This window comes from Congzhengia sp. (genome assembly GCF_037235575.1).
GTDB lineage: Bacteria > Bacillota > Clostridia > UBA1381 > UBA9506 > Congzhengia > Congzhengia minquanensis.
The window spans coordinates 1-21,463 of the sequence record NZ_JAXUNN010000009.1 but is presented as its reverse complement, the minus strand read 5'-3'; the positions used below and the strand labels follow the sequence as shown (position 1 = coordinate 21,463).

Here is a 21,463-nt window from a genome sequence, read left to right as displayed (position 1 = left end):
GGGAAAAGGTTTAATGACTTTTCCCGCTTTTTTCACTCTATTCTATCATCTTTTTTCGCAGACGGATAAAAAAGATCAGTGCAAGTACAGAAACAAGCAAAGATGTAATCGGTGTGTTTAGCCATATTCCATCTAATTTCAGCGGCCACAAAACCGGCAGCAATACAATTGGGATAATAAGGGCATTAGAAACGGAAAGTATCGTTGCGGGGAGCGGCACTTCCAACGCAACCAAAAAGTTCTGAACGGCAAACCCAAACCACCTTGTTAAAAATGTAAAACTGTATAACGGCAAAGCATATGCGCACATTTTAAGCAGCTCAGTTTCATTTTTTTGCATAAACAATGATACAATCTTTTCCGGGAAAACGAGCATAAGCACTGTTCCGCCGATAGAGATAACCGCACAGGCTGCAACACAGCATTGAATAAGGCTTTTAACTCTTCCAATATTTTTAGCGCCCCAATTATATCCAATGGCCGGCTGCATGCCGTCGCAAGTTCCATATAAGAGCTGTTGGAGCGTATCTCCAACATAAACCAAAACGCCATATACGCTCACTGCCATTGTACCGCCAATTTTAAGAAGAACAATATTCATCAGGATAGAGGTCAAACGTCCGGCAACGTTACTCAAAAAATTCGGGCTGCCGCCTGCTATAACTTGGCGTACCATTTGTAAGGCAAAGTGCGGTTTGCAAAAACGCAAAGTCAGCTTTTTTCTCACAAACGGATATAGTGCAATTATAGTGCAGATGAACATTCCGCCGCTAACTGCAGCGGCAGAGCCGCTGATACCCATTTTAAGCACGGAAAGGCAAAGATACTCCAATCCCAAAATCAAAACTGACATAATGATATTAAGCGCCATACTGCTCTTGATTTTTCCGCAGATACGTAAAAAGTTATCAACAGCAAAAGTCATTGTTGTAAATGGCGATGCGAGTGCATATACCCGTATATATTGAATTGCCATAGCTGCCAAATCGTCATCAGCCCCCATAAGTTGCATAAGAAGCGGTGCGGAGAAAAACAGAACAGCGCCTACAACAATTCCCGTTGCAAAAATCATCAAACAAGCGCAAGTAAAATAATTGTTTGCCTCCTCGTTTTGTTTTTTGCCAAGAAATATTGATATATTAACCGAGGAACCGACACCGATTAAGTCTGCCAATGAAAAATTAATCAGCACAAATGGAAACGCTAAATTGAGAGCGGCAAAAGCGGTTTCACCCAAGAAATTGCCAACAAAAATACCATCAAATAATCCCCACAATGACGAAGCAATCATACTTATTGCACCGGGAATGGCGATCATAAAAAATAATTTTAATGGCGAAACCTTTGCGTATAAATCAGAACTGTTCATGCTTTATCTGCTCCTTTTCGTACTGAAAAATTTCCTGGAATTCTTCGTGCAAACAATCGCTGAACTCTTCTAATGCTGCAACAAATTCGGGTTTGAATTTCTGTAAGGTCCTGGATATGGCTTTTTCTTCTGCCAAATAAATATCAGTCAAATATTTATCTGCATATTCTTTGCCAGTTTCCGTCAAAACAATGGCTTTTTCCTTTGTGTGATGCTCCGAACAGAATTGAATAGATCCCCTGGCAAGCATAGTTTTAACGATAGAGTTAATCGTTGTGCGGGGGATTATCCATTCATCACTAATTTCTTTTTGTGAATGTGGCTTTCCGTCAGCGAGCGCATAAAAAAATGCAAGGGTGTTTTCGTTAATGCCGCACTTTTTTCCAAAAAGGTAATACACACCATCTATTTTATTGGTTGCAAGCATAATGCGCCTAACTATTTCATATTTTTGATCCATCGTGTCCTCCTTATAATACGAAATCGTACTGAATATATATTATAATACGAAATCGTATTAATGTCAATAAGTTTTTAACAAAAAATATAAAAGCAGAACGGTTTTAATGCCGTCTGCTTTTTATATCTTCTTTATTTTTTGTTGATTTCAGATAGTGGGTTTGCCATAGACGCACTGCGAAGCTGTTCATCATCTAAATGCGTATAAATTTGAGTGGTCGATAAATCCGTGTGGCCAAGTATTTCCTGAAGCACACGCACATCGACATGACCGTATCGGTACATTAACGTTGCAGCGGTGTGGCGCAGTTTGTGAACGGAATATTTTGCGGTGTCCAGCCCGGCTGCCTCCAAATGCTTTTTTACAATATGCTGAATGGTTTTTACGCTGATTCTTTGGTTCAGCCTGCTCAAAAACAAAGCATCTTTGTGAGGTGATTTAATGCCATCCTTGGGGCGTTCGTTTTTCACATAATCTGAAATTGCATTTACACAGGCTGCATTTAAATAGACGGTGCGTTCTTTGGCGCCTTTACCAAAAACTGTAAGTTTGTCCTCGTGAATGTCTTTTAAATTAATCCCGGCCATTTCAGAAAGCCGCAGACCACAGTTCAAAAAAATGGTAATAATTGCATAATCCCGATATTTATACGTGCCGTCAATGCTTTCCAAAAGTTTTTTGCTCTCGTCTAAAGAAAGATATTTTGGCAAAGTTTTCGGTTTTTTTGGCGCGTCAAGCTCAGCAGCGGGATTAAACGCAATAAGTTTTGCCTTATTGAGCAAATATTTAAAAAATGATTTTAAAGATGAAACTTTGCGTGCCCGGGAGTTTGCGTTGTTTAAACGTTCCCGAAGCGTATAGGAAAGGTATTCATATAAATCATGCAAAGTAATTTCACGGATAAACTCAATGGGGATATCACGAATGGAAATGTTGTCGAAATCATCAATTTGAGCTTGACCTTTTAAAACCTTCATGTACCTTAAAAAAGTTCTTAAATCGAAAAAGTATTCATCAACCGTTTTTTCCGATTTGCCTTTAATGGTTTCCATGTACATAATAAAATCCTTTAAGTAATATGGCGCCTCGTCGAGCATCTGTTTGCTTTGCATAATACCACTTCCTGTTTTTGTCTTCTCCCAATTATACAAAATTCTTATTTTGTATAATTGGGTATAACTTTATTATAGCTTCTCCGTTTCGATTTGTCAAGCCAAAACCGTTATATGTAAGCAGGAAGCTCTGTTAAAAGGCCATTTAAGTGGTCGTGCTCGTCGTACAATTCCACTTTGGGATTTTTTAGGTCGTCATAGTTTACCACAGTGACGGACGCATTTTTCACCCAGTCGTAATCTCTGATGTCTGTAATGTCCTTTTTAAACCAAACGGTTGACATGGCTCGCATAGGCGTGCCGTGTGTCGCGATCAAAACAGTTTGTCCTTTGTGTTTTTCGGCAATTGCAATAACCTCTTGATTTACACGCGTGGCAAGTTCCCGCACGCTTTCACCGTTAGGACATCGGCAGTTTCCCATGTCGTTTCGCCAGTCATGATATTCGTTTGGAAACCGTGCTTCAATTTCGCTGTATTTCACACCCTCAAAATCTCCGCCGTTAATTTCCCGCAGATTTTTTGAGATTACAACTGTAAGCCCCTGCCTGTCTGCCGTAAATTTAGCTGTTTCATAAGCCCTAGCTAAATCGCTGGAATACACTGCGTCTATTTTATAACGGTCTAAAAATTCAGCTGTTTTTTGAGCTTGGCGTTTGCCCAAATCCGTCAGCGGCACATTAACGTGGCCGTTAAAAGAGTCGGACCGATTGCCCTCGCTTTCACCGTGCCGCACAAAAATCAATATAGTAGACATTGTATGATCACTCCCCTTTTAAGCTTAAAATAACGAAATAAGAGCCGAACAGAATTAACTGTTCAGCTCTAACATTCTTTTTTATGCACCAATTTTATTGAGTTTGAGTGCAAGCTGCGACTTCTTTCTGGAAGCTGTGTTTTTCTTCACAATACCCTTGGCAACTGCCTGGTCAATTTTCTTAACAGCAATCTTAAAAGCAGCCTCTGCTTCCGCTTTATTGCCATTCTCAGCAAGTGCTTCGAATTTTTTGATATATGTTCTTAATGCGGATTTAACCATCTGGTTTCTCAAGGTTTTGGTTTCAATAACCTTAACTCTTTTTTTAGCTGATTTAATGTTTGGCAAATTTTTCACCTCCACCCAAACTTATTTGACTTTATGTATTTTACCACAATTCCATTTGAAATGCAACTGTTTTTTTTATTTTTTCTGATTTTTTTCATAAATTTTAACAAACTAAAAATATTTTAAGTTGGTATTGACATTTTATACATAAATAGGTTATAATGTTTCTTGTGATTTTGTAGCAGAGTTAAATCCGCGACAAAGAGGAATTGTTCAATTTATCAATTCCGAACTCGTTTGAGCGGAGGGAGGGAATCAGTAATGTCAGAAATAAGAATAAAAGATCATGAGTCTTTAGATAGCGCATTAAGACGTTTTAAGCGTTCTTGCGCAAAAGATGGTGTTTTATCTGAAATCAGAAAACGTGAACACTACGAAAAACCGAGCGTTAAAAGAAAAAAGAAATCGGAAGCGGCAAGAAAAAGAAAGTTTAAATAATTTAAATAATAAAAAAGCAACTGCAAAAGCAGTTGCTTTTTTATGTGTTTACGCATTATTCTGATTTTGTTTCCATCTTTAGTGGATAATCTCCCAGCTTTTGCACTTTAAAACCATTTTTTACAAAGGAATCATAGTCAAAAGCCTCCAATTCGTCAATTGCAAGCTTATGAAATTCATAGAAATTCGTCCACCATTCATATCCACTGCCGAGCTCTGCATTAAGATATGCATCTGCAATTTCGCAGCCCATTTGCGGTGCAACGTAAAAGGCGCCCATTGCCAATGCATTTACACCATTTCCTGTAACCGCACGAAGCGCGGCAGGAACACTTTCAACAACGCCAGCGTGAACATGAGGGCATTTGCTTGCCGCAATATGAATTCCCATGCCCGTTCCACAAAACAACAATGCACGTTCAAATTCACCCTCAGAAATTAATGCGCCGGCGTGCAGGCCCACCCGGTGAAACATCAGGTCTGTATTGTTAGGATCGGAGTCCGCTTTTACTCCAATGTCCGTCACTTTCCAGCCTTTTTTCTCAAGGTGCTTTACAACAACCTCTTTTAACGGAAAACCGGCAAAATCGGCACCAACCAAAATTTCCTTATTGCATATTTTTTTCATTTTTTTCTCCCTTCTGTATTGTGGATTATTAATTCATCATGGTTTCAACCAATGAAACGGCAAACAACCAATTCATTTCCCTGACAGGATGATTTATTCTGTTTGCCAAAAGCATCGTTGTATCAACACCGTTTTCGTATAATTGCTTCCATTTAAAGTAGCAATCGCAAACCGGAATATTATATTCGATACACAGCGAATGTGCCTCGCTTAAATACTTTTCTAAAACAGCACTGTTTTGCACACTTTGTGATGCCTCTGCAATGGCCCGGCAGTCAGCATCCGTAATGCAACTGCTGACATATGTATTCATCATATTTGGCGTCATAAAAATAGTTTCAATTGTTTCCTTTTGCAACGTAAGGAAAATATTCTTTAGTGCTGCTTTATATTGAGAAATGCCGCTTAATCCGGCCATTGCATCATTTAATCCAAAGCAAACCACTACCAGATCCGGACTGTACCGCAAAACGTCGCGCTCCAGTCGCTCAAATCCATGAGTCGCATTGTCGCCGCTGATTCCGGCATTGATGATATTGACTGGCACGGATGGATATAGTAACGATAAAATCCGATTTAGGTACGTGTGATATGCATTGGTTTTATCAAAAACCGTTTCAATACTTCCGTCGCTTTTTTTGTATAGCTCAAAACAGCCTTGGGTCACACTGTCGCCTAAAAATGCGATTGTAACTCCAGGTTTGTTTGCATTGTCGTTTGCCTTTTCGTGAATGCGATTCATAATTTTCATTTGCAGCTCTCCTTTACAATATCACGAAATTGATAATTGCCGCTGGTAAGCACTTCATCATGGAACAATACTGTCATGCCATCAGGCACTGCAATTGATACATTAACGTCTTTGCCGCTTTTTTGCCAGGAGACAGACAGCTTGCCGCTGGCGGTGTCATACGTACACATAGCATAGTCTAACTGTTCAAAATAATATGGATTTACGCATACTATTTTCATACCGACACTACCCTCTTTTTGAGAAATTCCCATAATTGTCTTTAGCATCCAAGATAAAACATCGGAATACATTTGATGATTTTTAGAATCTATGTGATCCTCACAATTCCAATACTCCCAAAGCGTTGTCGCCTCCTGCTCAAACCATGCCCTGTACGAAGGATAGCCGGCCGCTGTTACAATTTTATAAGCATACTCCTCCAATCCGCATTTATTGAGTGCTAAATACAAACGCCGCAAACCAACCATGCCGCAGTCATGGTGAAAATCATGCTCTTCTACAAGTCGCTTCAATTGTTTCTTTAAAGGGAGAAGATCGACATACACATCATAATAGATCATCATTGCAACAGCAGTCTGTTTATTAATTTTGCACCTGCCATCTGCGCATATATAACGCTGAATTATTTTGTTTTTCAATCTTTCACACTGACGCTCTGCATCATCGGACAATTCTCCAGACAGCTGCTTCGAAACGATAAGAATTTGATAAAAATGGTATGTTAACAGCGCATTAATGAATTCGACGGGAACGTCTGTTTCTTCATTATATTTATGCGGTCTTGCCCAATCATCTAGCCCAAACCGAGGAAAACCGTCCTGGTCTGACATACTGTTCAAATATTCTAAGTAGCGTGTAAAGTATGGTATCGATTTTTTTAGGGGTTCTGCGTTTGCGGTATGCAGATAAATACGGTAGGGAATTTCGAACAAAACACCGTCGGATACCGGTCCGTTCCCCCAGCTATATCCTTTGCCTGCGGTGGGAATGTATCCAGGTAATGCTCCATTCGGCCTCATTGCGTCATAAATATCCTGAAGCCATTTTTCAAGCAGATTTTCTGCATGAAAATTAGTTAAAATTTGTTCAGCGGAGGCTTGGGCATCGTTCGCCCAGCCAAGCTTTTCCCGCGTTGGGCAATCTGAAATTAGGTAAAACATATTGGACCATGTTGCGTAAATTCCCGCGTGAAAAAGCTGATTTAAAAAGGGATCAGAACATTCAAAGGTTGTGCGTCTGCCTACCGACTGATGCACAAACACGGCCTGAATTGTAATATCATCCGGACAATTCAATCCAGACACTTCAATAAAACGAAAACCGTGGTATGTAAACTTTGGAGACCACCTCACAGGTGTTCCGGAGCAGATAAACCGATCTGTTTGAAATTCACTTTCTGGATAGTGCTTTGGCATATCGTTTAATTCGCGGCTGCCGTCATCTTTCAATTGTTCTGCATAACGAATGGTAAGTAGCTGTCCGGAAACTCCGGCGGCCTTTAGCCTAACATAACCAGAGATATTTTGTCCGAAATCAAATACATATTTTTTATCTCCGGTCTTTTGAACGTTTTTTACCGAAAGCAACTCTATTTCTCGAATTGGTTCGCATAAGCACTGGCGAAATGCGCCCCTAGGCTGATTCGTATCAATTACAGCTGTTTCCCAGCCGCTGTCGTCATATTCTAAAGTGTTCCAGTTATCATCATAGATCCGCGCGTCAAAATATTCGCCGCTTCGAAGCGCATTAAACCAAACAGCATTCTTTACGCTGCACTTCCAGGTAGCGTCGGTGGAAAGCACTGGTTCTCCGTCAACCTCAAGCTGTATAATAACTTTCGGAACATCTCGCCATTCAGCACGGTCGAAATCCCAACTTGTTTTAAAATCTTCATTATACCACCCGTTTCCACACCAAGCAGCAATAACATTTTCTCCCCGGTTCAACAATTGCGTAACATCATATACATTATACCAAAGAGTGTGCTGGTAGTTGCTGACTGGCGCTGTAAATAAATCGTCGCTTACCGATTTCCCGTTTAAGTAATAATAGCCATATCCTAACCCGCAAACGAATAATTTTGCATTCTGAAAGGATTTTAGTGTAAAACGCTTTCGAAACTGCGGAGCAAAATTTCGGTTGGTAAATGATGCAGGAGCGTCTGCTGCGGACTTGATAAAAGAAACATTTTCAAACATTACACTTTCCTCCATATTCATTAAATAATTTATTAAAACGTTTTAATATATAAAAAGAAAAACAATAACACTTCTCAACAAGAATCTCGAATAATCAATTTCTGCGGAAGGATGATTTTATCGCTCACATTTTTATTTTCACTGATAGCTTGCACCAAATGAAAGAGTTCTGTGCCCATATCTGTCTGATTTTGTTCAATTGTCGTAAGTCTTGGATTTACAAAAGAAGAAATTTCAATATTGTCGAAACTAATAATTCCGAAATCTCCCGGCACCTGATAGCCGTGCTCCCTTAAAGCTCTTATCGTACCGATTGCCAACAAATCCGATGTGGCGATAAATGCGTCGGGAAGGTGCTTTTTATCTCGCTTTTCTAAGATGTTGCTCATATAATGGTAGCCATTTACAAGTGCATCCAATTGAAAGCCGCCGCAAATAAATACATCATCTTCCGCAAAAGCGTAACCGCAGGCCGACAAGGCGGCTTGAAAGCCAGCAAAACGTTCTTGAATGTTTGTAAACGTCAAGGGTTCTGATATAAAACCAATTTTACGGTATCCTTTTGATTTCATTAAAGCTACAGCTTCCAATATTGCTTGATTATTGTCAAAAAAAATGCAGTTTACACCTTTCATATCTGAAAATCGGTCCGCTAATATCACTTTTTTGTGCATATCAAGCAATCGGTTTATGCCGGCCTCATCTCCCATGCCATTGATGATAATCACGATATCTACACTGTTGCTGGAAAGGTTATTCATTACTTGAAGTTCTTTCTCTACGGAATATTCATAACCAAATATTTGAACAATAAATTCATGCTCAAAGGCGTGATTTATAAATGTACTCAAAATCCGCGGATAAAAGCTGTTGTTTAAATTGGGAACTAAAAAACCAACTTGCTTGCTTTTTTTGCTTCGTAACGATCTTGCCGTCATATTTGGAATATAGTTCAACTCTTCAATAACCTTTTGAACTCTTGCGGTTACTTCAGGAGAAATGGGAGCAGTACCGTTGATTACATGCGATACTGTACCAATTGTTACTTTAGACTTCTCTGCCACTTGTGTTATTGTAACACGGTTGCTCTTTTTTTTCATATCTTGGATTTTCTCCCTTAAAACGTTTTAATTAATTTTAGTATATCACATTACTTTGAATTGTCAATATAAAATTTATTTTTAACCAATTCAAGACCGCGGGAAAAATCAACGCGCGGGAAAGAATCATTCTTTCCCGCGCTAAATCTATATAAACGACCGCTTTTTTAAAAAGCAGCCGGTTATAACATACTATGCCTGCCGAGCAAATTGCGTGTTTGTCTTTAGGATATTTTCCAGTGTTGGAAGCTCGTTTTCGGTAAGCCTGTCAATCAGTACTAACAAAACGGAAGAATACATCACGGTGTCCTGAGGATCGTTGTAGCGGGCGCTTTCTTTTAGTTCATTCATAGAACGTTTCACTTCATCCAGGTCACCGTGGTCGGTAAAAGAACATAGCACCTTTTCGTGGCGGTCCCACAACTCCATTAAATTGTCAACCTTGTCGTTACACTCCTCCCAGTTTTCCTCCTTGGCTAAATCAGAAACGGTATTAATCAGAGAAACCAGCTCCCCGGTAGTGTCGGTCAGATAGTAAATATATACACCAAATCCTGTAAGCATGAGAACCATTACAAGAATTGAAGCAATAAATGTCTTCATTTTTCTCCCCTCTTTTGCATGTAAAACTGACCCGACTCATCAACGCTTGCAAACAGCACCTCTTCCAACTTGTCTGCGCCTTTTGCTTTCAATTGTTTTTCGAGCCACTTTTCATCTTTTTCAAACGCCCTTAATGCGTTGTCATTTACTTTTCCATCGCAAACCAGCATAAACGGCAGCCCTTTATACGTTATGTTCATATCAAAATCACTGGGGGTGGCCGGCCTGCTGGACGCTTTGGGGATAATGCTCAAGCTTCCGTTCGTTTCAAAAATTGCATACTCAATTTCATTGATATCCGGATTGCCGTTTGAGCGAAGTTCCTCCATTAAATCGTCTACGTTTAAACGCAGACGCTCCAATTCCTCCTCAAACACTTTTCCGTTTCGAATGAGAACAACCGGTGTACCCGACATGATTTTTCGAAATCTTCGGCTTTTAAGGTTGATAAACGACAGCGTTGCTTCAGCAATAATCAGCGTTAAAATGGGAATCACACCATGCATCAGCGGAATGGATACATGCCCCATGGGAATTGATGCAAGGTCAGATATCATTAGCGTTACCACCAGTTCTGTCGGTTCTAACTGCCCAACCTGACGCTTTCCCATAATCCTAAGCGCAACGACAATAAGCAGATATAATATAATTGTGCGTATAAAAGAAATAAGCATACCATTCACCTTAACAGTTTGATATGCTTATTATTCACGTATTTTTTTGTTTTATGTTTTTATTTGCTTAAAATTTCAATTCCTTTGCGAATGCGGTTTAAGGTTTCTTCTTTTCCCAAAATGTCGGCCAGCTCTACCCCGCCGCCTGGCGTAAAGGATTTGCCGGAAACCGCAACGCGAAGCGGCCAGAGGATAATGCCGTTTTTCACTTCCAGTTTAGCAATTAAATCAAACAGAGCTGTGTGAATCGCGTCAAAGGTCCAATCGCTTAAATTCTCCAACACAGGGAGAACTGCCTGTAACGACGACAGTGAATTTTCTTCATTTGTCTTCATTTTTTTGTGACAGTAAAGTTCCGGTGAATATTCTGGCAACGTATCGAAAAAGTCAATCTGTTCCGGGATGTCTGAAAGCTTTTCACATCTTTGATGAAGCAAATCGCTGATTTTATGTGTGTCAATTGTGTCGGTTTTTACAGCCTGCCGAATGTAAGGCAGCGCCAGCTCGTGAAATTCATCGGGGGACAGTTTTCTGATATATTCCCCATTGAGCCAGTTTAATTTTTGTATATCAAATATCGCGGGAGATTTGCTGATGCCCTCTAAATTGAACGCTTTTATCAGCTCATCCATCGTAAAAATTTCCTGCTCGCCGCCGGGGCTCCACCCCAAAAGCGCAATGTAGTTGATAATGGCGTCTTTTAAATAACCTTTGTTGATAAAGTCTTCGTAAGAAGCGTCGCCTTCTCGCTTGCTGAGTTTTTTGTGCGCGTCTTTCATTACCGGCGAAACGTGAATATAGGTGGGGATTTCCCAGCCAAAGGTCTCATACAGCAAATTATATTTCGGTGTTGATGACAAATATTCGCTGCCGCGGATGATGTGGGTAATGTTCATTAAATGGTCGTCGATTACGTTTGCAAAATTATAGGTAGGAAGCCCGTCGGACTTAAGCAATACATTATCGTCTAACGTGGCGTTGTCCACCGTGATTTTTCCGAAAATCTCATCGTAGAACGTGGTCGTGCCGCGACGGGGAATTTTCTGCCGGATTACATAAGGAACACCGGAGGCCAGCTTTTCTTCAATTTCTTCTTTGGAAAGGCGCGCGCAGTGCCCGTCATACTTCGGCATTACCTTTGCCGCCTCCTGCTGGGCACGAAGTGCGTCTAAACGCTCTTTGTCGCAAAAACAATAATAAGCGCCGCCAAGCTCTACCAGCTTTTGGGCATATTCTTTATAAATATTTCTTCGTTCACTTTGGATATACGGTCCGTAAGGTCCGCCGATATCCGGCCCTTCATCGTGAATCAGGCCGGTTTCTTTCATTGTTTTAAAAATAAGGTCCACTGCGCCGTCTACATACCGTTCCTGGTCGGTGTCTTCAATTCTTAAAACAAAATCACCGCCATTGGCTTTTGCCAGCAAATATGCATAAAGCGCTGTTCTCAAATTGCCGATGTGCATATACCCCGTTGGACTTGGGGCAAATCTTGTCCTTACCTTTGTCATCTTTGGTTGCTCCTATCATCTTTTAAATAGTCATGTATTATTTATTTTACCCCATATGAAAATTAAAATCAAGCCTCTGTGCAAAAAAATGCGGATATTTTGCATATTTTACGCAAAATATCCGCAAATAAAATCTATTTGCCTAAAACGGCATTTGCAAATTTATTGTTCACTACCTTGTCGTAGGGTGCTTTTGTGCTGAGTTCACCGGCGCTTTCCATAACGGTCTGCAATTTATCAAAGGCGGTCTGCTCTAAAACCGGCTCAACTTTCCAGCTGTCAATGTCTTTGTAACGCTGAACAACGGTTGTTAAAAGCGTTACATCACTGTCTGGGAAAGAGTCTGCAATGACCTTTGCCACCTCTTCTGCGGAATTTTCATTCACCCATTTTAAACCTTTATAAATTGCATTGGTAAATCTCTGCACCAAATCCTCATTTTTCCCTATGTAGCTCTTTTTCGCACAGTATGCTGTGTAGGGAATTTCACCTGATTCCTGCCCAATAGAGGCTAAAATATAGCCCTTGTTTTCCTGCTCAATCATTGATGCGGTGGGCTCAAAAAGTGTAACATATTCCGCATCGCTTCCTGAAAACGCGCCTGCCATCAGCGAGAACTGAATGCTATCATCTAATTTCAAATCGTTTGCCGGATCTAATCCCTTTTCCTTGAGCAAATACTCAAAGGTCATATAGGGAACGCCGCCCTTTCTTCCGGGAATAACGGTTTTGCCTTTGAGCTGGTTCCAGTCGAAAGTATCGGGTTTTTCTTTGCCCACCAGGAAAGAACCGTCGCGTTTGGTCATCTGGGCAAACACCTCAGGATAGTCTTCCCTGCCCTCGTTGTAAACATAGATAGAAGCTTCGGGGCCGCAGAAACCAATGTCAATCTGGTTCGAAAGCAGTGCGGACATAACCTTATCTGCCCCGCCCAAGTTGGAGAGCTCAATTTCAATACCCTCATCGGCAAAAAATCCTAAGCTGATTGCGGCATACTGCGGTGCATAGAACACAGAATGTGTCACTTCTCCCAAACGTACTTTATCGAGCTTCTTTTCCGCTTCCTTTGTGTCGCTTGTTGCACTGCCGCCGCAGGCGGTGAATGACACCATCATCAGCGCACACATAAGCATGATTCCTAATTTTTTCATGATTACCTCCTGTTTTTCAGTACGATCTTTTCAAAGATCAGCACTAATTTATATATAATAGCTGCAAAAACAGCTAATATAATGACGCTCGCCATTACTAAATCCAGTTTAAACACCTGGCCGCCGTAGACGATTAAATATCCCAGGCCGGCTTTGGAAACCAAAAACTCACCGGCGATAACTCCTACCAGCGATAAACCGAGGTTTATTTTCAGCGAGTTGACCAGTGTTGTTACGTTTGACGGAAGAACAATTTTTGTAAAGATTTGCGCTTTTGTTGCGCCAAAGGTTCTTGCCATCTTTATTTTATCTTTATCCGTATTGTTGAAGCCGTTTAACAGCTCCATAACGGTCACAACCAACGATATGGCGAGGGCCATTACAATAATGGCTTTCATGCCGGCGCCCACCCAGATAATGATAATTGGGCCCAGGGCAATTTTCGGAAGGCTGTTTAAAATGACCAGATAGGGTTCAAAAATCTGCGAAAACGTCTTAAACCACCAAAGTACCGATGCTATAACAAGCCCCAATAACACACCTGAAACAAACCCGATAATGGTTTCAGTGCACGTTACTCCCAAGTGCATTAACAAATCATTCGAAGATAAATTAATAATGGTCTTCACGACTCTGGACGGCTGGCTGGTGATAAAGCTGTCAATCACACCCAATTGCGCCATAATTTCCCAAAGGGCAACAAGCACCACCAAAAGGCCGACCTGTGCTGTTAATATGAACCTTTTTTTTCTCTGGAGCTTCTTTAAATACACTTCTCTTTCGCTTAATACCGCGTTACTTTTCATGCATATCGAGCTCCTTCCACAACGTGTCGAAATAATGGCTGAATTTCGGGTCTTTCCGGCATTTCAGCGGAGTCCGATCTTTTAGTTGTTCAAATTCAATTTTATGAATACTTTGTATTTTAGCCGGACGGTTTGACAACACAATCACTCTGTCTGCCATTGAAATGCCTTCCGGAATGTCGTGGGTAACCATAACGATTGTCTTTTTTTCTTTTCGAATAATTCCATACACATCATCGGTCACTGCCAGACGCGTCTGATAATCCAGAGCGGAAAACGCCTCGTCCAGCAGCAAAACCTCCGGTTTTGTCACAAGGGTTCTGATGAGTGCCGCCCGCTGGCGCATGCCGCCGGACAGCTGGGAGGGGTAACTGTCTTTAAAATCATACAGCCCATATGTTTTTAAAAGACTGTTTGCATAAGCAATGTTTTCATCAGTCAGCTGCTTTTGTATTTCCAACCCCAAAAGGATATTCTTGTAAATCGTTCTCCATTCCAGCAGGTTGTCGTTTTGCAGCATATAACCGATTTTCGGGGTAATTCCGGTGCTTTTTTCGCCGTCGATGAAAACATCTCCGCCGCTTGCCGGAAGGATTCCGCTGATTATGGAAAGCAAAGTTGATTTACCGCATCCGCTGGGGCCTATGATAACAACAAATTCTCCTTCTGAAACATTGAAGCTTATATGATCTATTGCAGTTACCTCGTTGTTTAAATCCTGGTAGTTCATTGTAATGTTCTTGAGTGCGAGTACATCCATAAACATCTCTCCTTTATAACCAGTATATTGAGAACATCGGGAAGTTGCTACAATTATTTCACCGAAACGATTGACTAAAAATGTAAAATGTATTATAATACAAGTAATTTGTTTCGGTGAACAACGGAGGAATTTTAATGAATTATCAACATTATAAAAAAAGCTATTTTCATATTCCCAATTTTAAACGGACTTGGCCTGAAAAAGAGATAACCCACGCCCCTGTTTGGGTGAGCGTGGACCTTCGCGACGGGAACCAGGCGCTGCTCTCCCCCATGACTCTGGCGGAAAAAGTGGAGTTTTTTAAATGTCTGGTTGACGTGGGATTTAAAGAAATTGAAGTTGGTTTTCCTGCCGCGTCAGACACGGAATATAGCTTTGTGCGCTATTTAATTGATAATGATTTAATTCCTGATGATGTTTCTATTCAGGTGTTAACCCAGTCCAGGCCGCATATTATTAAAAAGACTGTAGAAGCCGTTGCAGGCGCTAAAAATGTCATTGTTCATTTATATAATTCCACGTCGTTTTTACAGCGGGAAGTTGTTTTCGGAAACACCCGGCAGGAGACTATTCAGCTGGCGCTGGAAGGCTTTCAGCAATTAAAAGAGCTTTTAAAAGATAATCCAAACCATATCCGCTACGAATATTCCCCCGAGAGCTTTACCTGCACGGAAATGGATTTCGCAATTGAAATTTGCAATGCCGTTATAGACGAACTGAAGCCGGATTCAAATCACAAGCTGATAATTAACCTGCCCTCCACTATTGAAGTGTCAACACCTAATATATATGCAGACCAGATCGAATACGTGAGCGAAAGACTCAACCGACGGAGCAGTATTATTTTAAGCGTACACGCCCACAACGACAGGGGGACGGGTGTTGCCTCGTCGGAGCTTGCGCTTTTAGCCGGTGCACAGAGGGTGGAAGGCACGCTTTTCGGTAACGGGGAGCGGACAGGCAATGCAGACCTTGTTGTTATTGCTTTAAATTTAATGTCTGTGGGAATTGACCCTAAGCTAGAGCTTTCTGACATTGACCGGTTAATTCACATTTACAAAAAATTTAACAAGCTTCCCATTCACCCCAGGCATCCTTATGTAGGTGAATTTGCCTACACCGCGTTTTCTGGTTCCCATCAGGACGCAATCCGAAAAAGTATGGACTATGCCCAGCGTACAAATGCGGAATTTTGGGAAAATCCTTATATTACCATTGACCCGAAGGATATTAACCGCACCTATGAGCCGATTATGATAAACAGCCAGTCGGGCAAGGGCGGAATTGGATATGTTTTAGAAACTAAGTTTGGCTACATGCTGCCAAAAGCTCTGCTTCAGGATTTTACCTCTGCAATAAAGTCGCTTTCCGACAGAAAGCATGCGGTTTTAGAGCCGGATGAAATTTATGAAGCCTTTCGGCAGGAATATATCAACCGGAGCGACAACATTGAACTTTTGGAATATCATATTCATGCAATTGGCAGCGAGTCTGAAATTACGGCAAAAATGAAAATTTACGGCGAGACAAAAGAATTAAAAGCGGTTGGTAACGGTCCTTTAGATGCGCTTTGTTTAGCCATTCGGCCAGAAATAAACCATAAGTTTGAAATTGCCACATACAGCGAGCATGCGTTAGACGGGAAATCGTCGTCCCGCGCTGTAACGTATATTGCCCTAAGCGATAACGACGGAACCGTTACCTGGGGCGCAGGCGTGCACCCTAACATTAATACATCGTCGCTTTACGCGCTGGTCAGCGCGTTAAACAGGATGTAAAAACAGGCGTCATTGCTTTTCATCAGCAATGACGCCTTAATTCTATTGAAGCCAATATATAATTTATATCTTTACCTGTTTTTCTGGCTTTGCCAGTTTAATCCTTTTTTTATATTTGATAATATTTCCATAGGTTTTTAAAATTTCAACCGAGCATATATACTGTCGTTTGCATTTCCGGCACACATGGGAGGACAAAAATTTGCTGCCGTTTAAATACCAACCATGCTTTTTGCGAGTATATCTACCGCACTCAGGACATCTGATTTTAAAAATACGTTTATCTACCTGTTTGTTGTTCAAATCGGTAATCGGCACGTCTTTAAAAGTGCAGTTTTTTGTGGAAGCGTCCACAATATATTTTTTAAACTTGTCCGGCTCAAACAGTTTTGCGAAAACCATTCCAGAAATAGTTGCGTCAACCAGCGCGTCGTGCAGCAGTTCCTCGTTATAGCGAATGCCCGTTAAATCTGCCGCAAACTTCACGCTCAGCTGGTTACCGCTGGCTTTGTCGCCGGCAAGCGCATGCGTTACATACCGCTGGACGTCGGCAAAGCTTTTTAAAAAAGTCAGCTTTACGTCTGGGTTAAAATAAAGGCAGTTGCTGCGCAGAATTTTGGCGTCCTGCGCGCCCCACGACATTAAAATGCTGTCAGGCCCAATGAATTTTTTAAATTCTTTAATTGCCTTTGCAAAAGGAATGCCGTCGCTTTTTAAAATTGCCATTTCTAATCCGGTTAGGTTGCCTACCGTGGGGTCAATTTTTTTATATAGTACTGGCTTTATCAACCGGCTAAACGTTCCGGTGCACTTCATCTGGCTGTTATATTTTACAGCGCCAATTTGTATAATTTCATCGGGACAACGCGTTTTCACAGCTTTCACCAGCCGGTTCCATTCAAGGTCAAAAACAATATAATTCATATAATCTACTCTTTTATGTGTAAATTTTTTATTCTGCTATTTGCCAGTTAACCGGCTCTTTCCCAACCCGCGTTAAAATTTCGTTTACTTTAGAAAAGTGCCTGCACCCAAAAAATCCCCTGCTCGCAGACAGCGGGCTAGGATGCGCTGCGGACAGCACAAAATGTTGGCTGCCTGTTATAAGCGGCAGCTTGTCTGCGGCGTTTCTGCCCCAAAGCAGAAAGATAACCGGGTCTTCCCTTGCGTTTAAAGTTTCAATAATCTTATCGGTAAAGGTTGTCCAGCCCAAATTTTTGTGGGAATTAGCTTCGCCCTCTCTCACCGTTAAAACCGTGTTCAGCAGCATCACACCCTGTGCTGTCCAATCCGTAAGGCATCCATGGCTTGGGGGCACAACGCCTAAGTCTGTATTCAGTTCCTGAAAAATATTTAAAAGAGACGGCGGTTTTGCAACGCCTTTCTGAACGGAAAACGCAAGTCCGTGGGCCTGCCCCGCCCCGTGATAAGGATCCTGGCCTAAAAGCAGGACTTTTACCTTGCTGTATGGCGTAAATTTTAACGCATTAAAAATGTTTTCCTTCGCGGGATAAACGGTGCGTGTGCGGTATTCTTCCGATAGTTTTTCACGGAGCGTTATGTAATATTCCTTTTCAAATTCTCCGCCGATATAGTCGTCCCATTCGTTTCCGATTGTAATCATGTTTTACCTCTTCAATAGTTTATTTACTTCTTCCACAAAGGTGTTAATGTCTTTAAACTGCCTATATACCGAGGCAAAACGCACATAAGCCACCTCGTCAATTTTGGGCAGGCGCTCCATCACCATTTCTCCAATTTTTTGTGACGAAATCTCGCGCTCCAGCAGGTTTTGTGTTGCAGCTTCAATTTCGGTTACAATGTGTTCCATGTCGCTGGTTTTCACCGGGCGCTTTTCGCAGGCACGCATAATACCGTTTAACAGCTTTTGACGGTCAAACATTTGCCTGGAACCATCTTTTTTAATCACCATCAGCGGAATATTTTCAATTTTTTCATAGGTAGTAAACCGTTTGCCGCATTTCAAACATTCCCTGCGGCGGCGGATTGCTTCTCCCTCATCTGTGGGGCGCGAATCAATTACTTTGCTTTCTTCAAACTCGCAAAAAGGGCATTTCATCGTTATTGTACCTCCAAATTTAAAAATTCATATATATAGTTTTTGCGCTCTCGCATTTCTGCGGCGCGCTTTAAATATTCCCTCACGTCCTTCACATTGAATATCCGCTCTATTCTATCCCCGCGTACCAGCTTCGTAACGGCCCCAACGCCGGCAGACAGCACAGACCGAATTTCCTCCATCATGCAGATGTTGTAAATTCCCGGGGTGTTTCTGCGGCTGAATCCTGTGTTTTCTAAATCACCCAGAATGTTTTTCTGTCTGTAAAGGTAATAGGGTTCATACCCTGTGTTTTGCAGTTTCCCGTGGGCATAAGATATCATTTCCGCTACGTCAAAATCCTCAGGCAGGCCAGCAAAGTCCCGATCTTGATTAAGCTTTGCCGCCCGTTTAATGCTCATGGTATGCACCGTAATATTTTCAGGCCCTAAATCCGTAACCGCGTCAATGGTGTGGGCAAATTCTGAAACGGTCTCTTTCGGCAGCCCGGCAATCACGTCCATGTTAATACACTTAAAATTATACTGTTTCGCCAGTTCAAACGCTTTATAAACTTGCTCTACTGTGTGCTTTCGTCCAATCATTTCAAGTGTTTTGTCGTTCATCGACTGGGGGTTGATGCTAATTCTGTCCACCCCATATTTTTGCATCACTTCCAGCTTGCTCTCCGTAATCGTGTCCGGCCTCCCGGCCTCAATTGTAAATTCCCGCAGGCCGGATAAATCGAAAGTTCGGGTAATTTTATATAAAAGGTTGTCCAGTTCCAACGAAAGAATGGACGTTGGCGTTCCGCCGCCGATATATATGCTCACAATTTCTAAATTCAGGTCTGTCACAATGGTTTTAATTTTGTCAAGCTCCAAATAAAGTGCATTTAAATAGGGTTCAGTAAAATCCTTCATTTCCGAAACGGGCATGGAAGCAAAGGAACAATAAACGCATTTTGAGGGACAAAACGGAATATCGATATACAAAGAAACAGCATTTTTCGGAATGGTTTTCATAACCTCCAGCTCAACTTTTGCAATTTTCATGGCAAGGGCTGTTTTTTCGCTGCTCACAGCAAAGTCCTGTTTTAAAACTGTTTCAATTTTTTCATCGCAAAGCCCGTCGTTCATCATTTTTACTACGCGCTTTACCGGCCTGATGCCCACAAGATTTCCCCATGGTGCTGTTGTTTGTTCATTCACACTCAATTCGCCTTTCTATCGTAAATAAGGATTGTTTGCTTTTTCAAAGCCAATGGTCGTGTCGTCCTCATGACCCGGATATACACGCACGTTGTCCGGCAGCGTTAACAATTTTGTTTGAATGCTGTGCAGGAGCGTGTTCTGATCCCCGGTAGGAAAATCACTTCTGCCAACGCTGCCACAAAACAATGTGTCGCCGGAAAACAACAGCCTTTCATTTTCACAGTAAAGACACATGCCGCCTGAGGTATGGCCGGGGGTTTCAATCACGCGGTACACAAATGTTCCTGAAATAAGCGTGTCGTTTTCAGAAACCAAACGGTCCGCCGAAAGAGACGTAGGCGATCTGGTAAAACGGCTTGTCATATTCACGTTGCTGTCGGCAAGGTTTTCTGTTTCCTTTGAACAAACTACAATCGGTGCCCCTGTTTGCTTTTTTACCTCGTTTGCGGCTAAAATATGGTCAAAGTGGCAGTGAGTCAAAATAATATATTTTGCTTTCAGGCCATGTTTCTTTAAAACTGCACAGATTTCATCTGCACTGCCTCCAGGATCAATTACAAAAACTTCGTCTTTGTCGCCTGTAATGTAGCAGTTCACTCCCATTACCCCAACATTGATTTTTTTTAATATCATAATTTTGTGTCATTTCCTTTCAAGACTGTTCGGCAGTTTTGCTTTTCGTCCCGTCCGCTTTGCGCTGAACATCGTAAACGCCGGAAATATTTCTGATTTTTTTCACAACCTGGTTCAGCTCGTCAGTGGAATTAATTTCTATAACGATGTTTACAACCGCCGTTTGGTTTTTGGTAGTTTTTAAGTTCATTCCGGTAATCAATATTTTAAGCTCAGAAATAGTGCTGGCAATTTCCGCCAGAAGACCTTTTCTGTCGTTTGCCATAATTTGTATTTCAGAAAGATAAGAAGTGTTTTTATCCTGCTCTTTTTCCCAATAAACGTTAATCAACCGTTCTGTGTCACCATGCTTTTCGCTGGAAACAATATTCGTACAGTCTTTCCGGTGCACGCTTACGCCGCGGCCCCTGGTGATATACCCGATAATTTCATCACCAGGCACAGGATTGCAGCAGCGGGAAAACCGCACCAAGCACCCTTCAATGCCTTCAACAATAACACCGTTGCTGGCTGTTTTTTTCTTTTTTTGAGGCGTTTGTTCGCTTTGCACAATCTCCGTTTCAGGCTTTTCTTTTTTCATGGCCTGTCGGTATTCTTCCCGCAGTTTTCCAACTACCTTGTTCACTGTAAGGCCGCCGTATCCCACCGCGGCATAAATATCGTCCAGTGATGAAAAAGAATATTTTTTGCAAAGCATGTCAACCCATTCCGTGCGAAACAGTTGACTATGAGAAAGGTTCACACGCCGTAGCTCTCTGTCAATCAGTTCTTTTCCGTGCTGAATATTTTCTTCACGGCACTCGCGCTTGAGCCACTGGTTGATTTTTGAGCGTGCGCCGGAGGTTTTACACAGCTTCAGCCAGTCGCGGCTTGGCCCGCGGACAGCCGACGACGTCATAATGTCTACAATGTCGCCGTTTTGCAAAATATAGTCCAGCGTGGTAATTTTGCCGTTTACTTTTACACCGGCCATTTTGCAGCCAACTGCGCTGTGAATGGAAAACGCAAAATCAATGGGCGTGGAGCCAGCCGGCAAGTTAATAATGTCCCCTTTGGGAGTAAACACAAACACCTCGTCAGTAAACAGGTCAATTTTTAACGTCCGCATA

Annotated in this window: 23 protein-coding genes; 2 read left to right on the top strand and 21 right to left on the bottom strand. The window is 41.7% G+C overall.

The window, feature by feature from the left end; genetic code table 11:
• Positions 1-37: 37 nt before the first annotated feature.
• From WIG73_RS01265 to rpsT, 5 genes are all read right to left on the bottom strand, one after another.
• The gene (locus WIG73_RS01265) at positions 38-1,369 is read right to left on the bottom strand and encodes an MATE family efflux transporter (protein ID WP_249311566.1); all 1,332 of its coding nucleotides are present in this window, start codon (positions 1,367-1,369) and stop codon (positions 38-40) included.
• The gene (locus tag WIG73_RS01260) at positions 1,356-1,829 is read right to left on the bottom strand and encodes a helix-turn-helix domain-containing protein (protein ID WP_249311563.1); all 474 of its coding nucleotides are present in this window, start codon (positions 1,827-1,829) and stop codon (positions 1,356-1,358) included. The genes WIG73_RS01265 and WIG73_RS01260 overlap by 14 nt, the downstream gene beginning before the upstream one ends.
• A gap of 131 nt (positions 1,830-1,960) precedes the next feature.
• Positions 1,961-2,941 (bottom strand): tyrosine recombinase XerC, encoded by a 981-nt coding sequence (locus WIG73_RS01255; RefSeq protein WP_249311562.1) that lies wholly within the window; start codon positions 2,939-2,941, stop codon positions 1,961-1,963.
• Between the two features lie 110 nt (positions 2,942-3,051).
• Positions 3,052-3,696: a histidine phosphatase family protein gene (locus tag WIG73_RS01250; protein ID WP_249311560.1), complete on the bottom strand. Its 645-nt coding sequence runs from the start codon at positions 3,694-3,696 to the stop codon at positions 3,052-3,054.
• Between the two features lie 81 nt (positions 3,697-3,777).
• Positions 3,778-4,044: a 30S ribosomal protein S20 gene (gene rpsT, locus WIG73_RS01245; RefSeq protein WP_177677684.1), complete on the bottom strand. Its 267-nt coding sequence runs from the start codon at positions 4,042-4,044 to the stop codon at positions 3,778-3,780.
• A 261-nt stretch (positions 4,045-4,305) separates the two neighbouring features.
• Between rpsT and rpsU the strand changes: the two genes are divergently transcribed.
• On the top strand, positions 4,306-4,482 hold the full coding sequence (rpsU, locus tag WIG73_RS01240) for a 30S ribosomal protein S21 (protein WP_177677686.1): 177 nt from the start codon (positions 4,306-4,308) through the stop codon (positions 4,480-4,482).
• Positions 4,483-4,537: 55 nt separating this feature from the next.
• On the opposite strand, the gene WIG73_RS01235 is transcribed toward rpsU, so the two are convergent.
• The 10 genes from WIG73_RS01235 to WIG73_RS01190 form a co-directional block, all read right to left on the bottom strand.
• A complete protein-coding gene (locus WIG73_RS01235) occupies positions 4,538-5,110 on the bottom strand; it encodes an RpiB/LacA/LacB family sugar-phosphate isomerase (RefSeq protein WP_249311558.1) in 573 nt (190 codons plus the stop codon).
• A gap of 28 nt (positions 5,111-5,138) precedes the next feature.
• Positions 5,139-5,861 (bottom strand): GDSL-type esterase/lipase family protein, encoded by a 723-nt coding sequence (locus WIG73_RS01230; RefSeq protein WP_249311556.1) that lies wholly within the window; start codon positions 5,859-5,861, stop codon positions 5,139-5,141.
• Positions 5,858-8,062 carry a family 78 glycoside hydrolase catalytic domain gene (locus tag WIG73_RS01225; RefSeq protein WP_249311554.1) on the bottom strand — a complete coding sequence of 735 codons (2,205 nt, stop codon included), beginning with the start codon at positions 8,060-8,062 and terminating at the stop codon, positions 5,858-5,860. Before WIG73_RS01225 ends, WIG73_RS01230 begins: the two co-directional genes overlap by 4 nt.
• A gap of 74 nt (positions 8,063-8,136) precedes the next feature.
• On the bottom strand, positions 8,137-9,162 hold the full coding sequence (locus tag WIG73_RS01220; RefSeq protein WP_249311552.1) for a LacI family DNA-binding transcriptional regulator: 1,026 nt from the start codon (positions 9,160-9,162) through the stop codon (positions 8,137-8,139).
• A 192-nt stretch (positions 9,163-9,354) separates the two neighbouring features.
• The gene (locus WIG73_RS01215; RefSeq protein ID WP_249311551.1) at positions 9,355-9,765 is read right to left on the bottom strand and encodes a DUF4363 family protein; all 411 of its coding nucleotides are present in this window, start codon (positions 9,763-9,765) and stop codon (positions 9,355-9,357) included.
• A complete protein-coding gene (locus WIG73_RS01210) occupies positions 9,762-10,376 on the bottom strand; it encodes a DUF421 domain-containing protein (RefSeq protein WP_249311549.1) in 615 nt (204 codons plus the stop codon). The genes WIG73_RS01215 and WIG73_RS01210 overlap by 4 nt, the downstream gene beginning before the upstream one ends.
• Positions 10,377-10,498: 122 nt before the next feature.
• Positions 10,499-11,950 carry a glutamate--tRNA ligase gene (gene gltX, locus WIG73_RS01205; protein ID WP_337398958.1) on the bottom strand — a complete coding sequence of 484 codons (1,452 nt, stop codon included), beginning with the start codon at positions 11,948-11,950 and terminating at the stop codon, positions 10,499-10,501.
• A 134-nt stretch (positions 11,951-12,084) separates the two neighbouring features.
• On the bottom strand, positions 12,085-13,101 hold the full coding sequence (locus WIG73_RS01200; protein WP_337398957.1) for an ABC transporter substrate-binding protein: 1,017 nt from the start codon (positions 13,099-13,101) through the stop codon (positions 12,085-12,087).
• Between the two features lie 2 nt (positions 13,102-13,103).
• A complete protein-coding gene (locus WIG73_RS01195; protein WP_249311543.1) occupies positions 13,104-13,907 on the bottom strand; it encodes an ABC transporter permease in 804 nt (267 codons plus the stop codon).
• A complete protein-coding gene (locus WIG73_RS01190; protein ID WP_249311541.1) occupies positions 13,897-14,667 on the bottom strand; it encodes an ABC transporter ATP-binding protein in 771 nt (256 codons plus the stop codon). The genes WIG73_RS01195 and WIG73_RS01190 overlap by 11 nt, the downstream gene beginning before the upstream one ends.
• 137 nt (positions 14,668-14,804) lie before the next feature.
• Here WIG73_RS01190 and WIG73_RS01185 point away from each other — a divergent pair, with 137 nt between their 5' ends.
• The gene (locus WIG73_RS01185) at positions 14,805-16,448 is read left to right on the top strand and encodes a 2-isopropylmalate synthase (protein WP_337398956.1); all 1,644 of its coding nucleotides are present in this window, start codon (positions 14,805-14,807) and stop codon (positions 16,446-16,448) included.
• A gap of 63 nt (positions 16,449-16,511) precedes the next feature.
• On the opposite strand, the gene WIG73_RS01180 is transcribed toward WIG73_RS01185, so the two are convergent.
• The 6 genes from WIG73_RS01180 to WIG73_RS01155 all read right to left on the bottom strand — a co-directional run.
• Entirely contained in the window at positions 16,512-17,372 is an 861-nt protein-coding gene (locus WIG73_RS01180) for a 3'-5' exonuclease (RefSeq protein ID WP_337398955.1), read from the bottom strand.
• A gap of 28 nt (positions 17,373-17,400) precedes the next feature.
• Positions 17,401-18,072 (bottom strand): uracil-DNA glycosylase, encoded by a 672-nt coding sequence (ung, locus tag WIG73_RS01175; protein ID WP_337398954.1) that lies wholly within the window; start codon positions 18,070-18,072, stop codon positions 17,401-17,403.
• 3 nt (positions 18,073-18,075) lie between these two features.
• Positions 18,076-18,528, bottom strand: coding sequence for a transcriptional regulator NrdR (nrdR, locus tag WIG73_RS01170; protein ID WP_249311533.1), 453 nt, complete (start codon positions 18,526-18,528; stop codon positions 18,076-18,078).
• Positions 18,529-18,530: 2 nt separating this feature from the next.
• Positions 18,531-19,718, bottom strand: a complete 1,188-nt coding sequence (gene hemZ, locus WIG73_RS01165; protein WP_337398952.1) for a coproporphyrinogen dehydrogenase HemZ — start codon at positions 19,716-19,718, stop codon at positions 18,531-18,533.
• A gap of 15 nt (positions 19,719-19,733) precedes the next feature.
• Positions 19,734-20,354 (bottom strand): MBL fold metallo-hydrolase, encoded by a 621-nt coding sequence (locus WIG73_RS01160; RefSeq protein WP_337398950.1) that lies wholly within the window; start codon positions 20,352-20,354, stop codon positions 19,734-19,736.
• Positions 20,355-20,373: 19 nt separating this feature from the next.
• Positions 20,374-21,463 (bottom strand): ACT domain-containing protein (locus WIG73_RS01155; RefSeq protein ID WP_337398948.1); only part of this gene is annotated, 1,090 nt, incomplete at its 5' end.

What these genes read in the sequence shown, in the direction of transcription:
- WIG73_RS01265 (WP_249311566.1), bottom strand. Translation starts at nt 1,369, where the DNA reads ATGAACAGTTCTGATTTATACGCAAAGGTTTCGCCATTAAAATTATTT.
- WIG73_RS01260 (WP_249311563.1), bottom strand. Translation starts at nt 1,829, where the DNA reads ATGGATCAAAAATATGAAATAGTTAGGCGCATTATGCTTGCAACCAAT.
- WIG73_RS01255 (WP_249311562.1), bottom strand. Translation starts at nt 2,941, where the DNA reads ATGCAAAGCAAACAGATGCTCGACGAGGCGCCATATTACTTAAAGGAT.
- WIG73_RS01250 (WP_249311560.1), bottom strand. Translation starts at nt 3,696, where the DNA reads ATGTCTACTATATTGATTTTTGTGCGGCACGGTGAAAGCGAGGGCAAT.
- rpsU (WP_177677686.1), top strand. Translation starts at nt 4,306, where the DNA reads ATGTCAGAAATAAGAATAAAAGATCATGAGTCTTTAGATAGCGCATTA.
- WIG73_RS01235 (WP_249311558.1), bottom strand. Translation starts at nt 5,110, where the DNA reads ATGAAAAAAATATGCAATAAGGAAATTTTGGTTGGTGCCGATTTTGCC.
- WIG73_RS01230 (WP_249311556.1), bottom strand. Translation starts at nt 5,861, where the DNA reads ATGAAAATTATGAATCGCATTCACGAAAAGGCAAACGACAATGCAAAC.
- WIG73_RS01225 (WP_249311554.1), bottom strand. Translation starts at nt 8,062, where the DNA reads ATGTTTGAAAATGTTTCTTTTATCAAGTCCGCAGCAGACGCTCCTGCA.
- WIG73_RS01220 (WP_249311552.1), bottom strand. Translation starts at nt 9,162, where the DNA reads ATGAAAAAAAAGAGCAACCGTGTTACAATAACACAAGTGGCAGAGAAG.
- WIG73_RS01215 (WP_249311551.1), bottom strand. Translation starts at nt 9,765, where the DNA reads ATGAAGACATTTATTGCTTCAATTCTTGTAATGGTTCTCATGCTTACA.
- WIG73_RS01210 (WP_249311549.1), bottom strand. Translation starts at nt 10,376, where the DNA reads ATGGGAAAGCGTCAGGTTGGGCAGTTAGAACCGACAGAACTGGTGGTA.
- gltX (WP_337398958.1), bottom strand. Translation starts at nt 11,950, where the DNA reads ATGACAAAGGTAAGGACAAGATTTGCCCCAAGTCCAACGGGGTATATG.
- WIG73_RS01200 (WP_337398957.1), bottom strand. Translation starts at nt 13,101, where the DNA reads ATGAAAAAATTAGGAATCATGCTTATGTGTGCGCTGATGATGGTGTCA.
- WIG73_RS01195 (WP_249311543.1), bottom strand. Translation starts at nt 13,907, where the DNA reads ATGAAAAGTAACGCGGTATTAAGCGAAAGAGAAGTGTATTTAAAGAAG.
- WIG73_RS01190 (WP_249311541.1), bottom strand. Translation starts at nt 14,667, where the DNA reads ATGGATGTACTCGCACTCAAGAACATTACAATGAACTACCAGGATTTA.
- WIG73_RS01185 (WP_337398956.1), top strand. Translation starts at nt 14,805, where the DNA reads ATGAATTATCAACATTATAAAAAAAGCTATTTTCATATTCCCAATTTT.
- WIG73_RS01180 (WP_337398955.1), bottom strand. Translation starts at nt 17,372, where the DNA reads ATGAATTATATTGTTTTTGACCTTGAATGGAACCGGCTGGTGAAAGCT.
- ung (WP_337398954.1), bottom strand. Translation starts at nt 18,072, where the DNA reads ATGATTACAATCGGAAACGAATGGGACGACTATATCGGCGGAGAATTT.
- nrdR (WP_249311533.1), bottom strand. Translation starts at nt 18,528, where the DNA reads ATGAAATGCCCTTTTTGCGAGTTTGAAGAAAGCAAAGTAATTGATTCG.
- WIG73_RS01160 (WP_337398950.1), bottom strand. Translation starts at nt 20,354, where the DNA reads ATGATATTAAAAAAAATCAATGTTGGGGTAATGGGAGTGAACTGCTAC.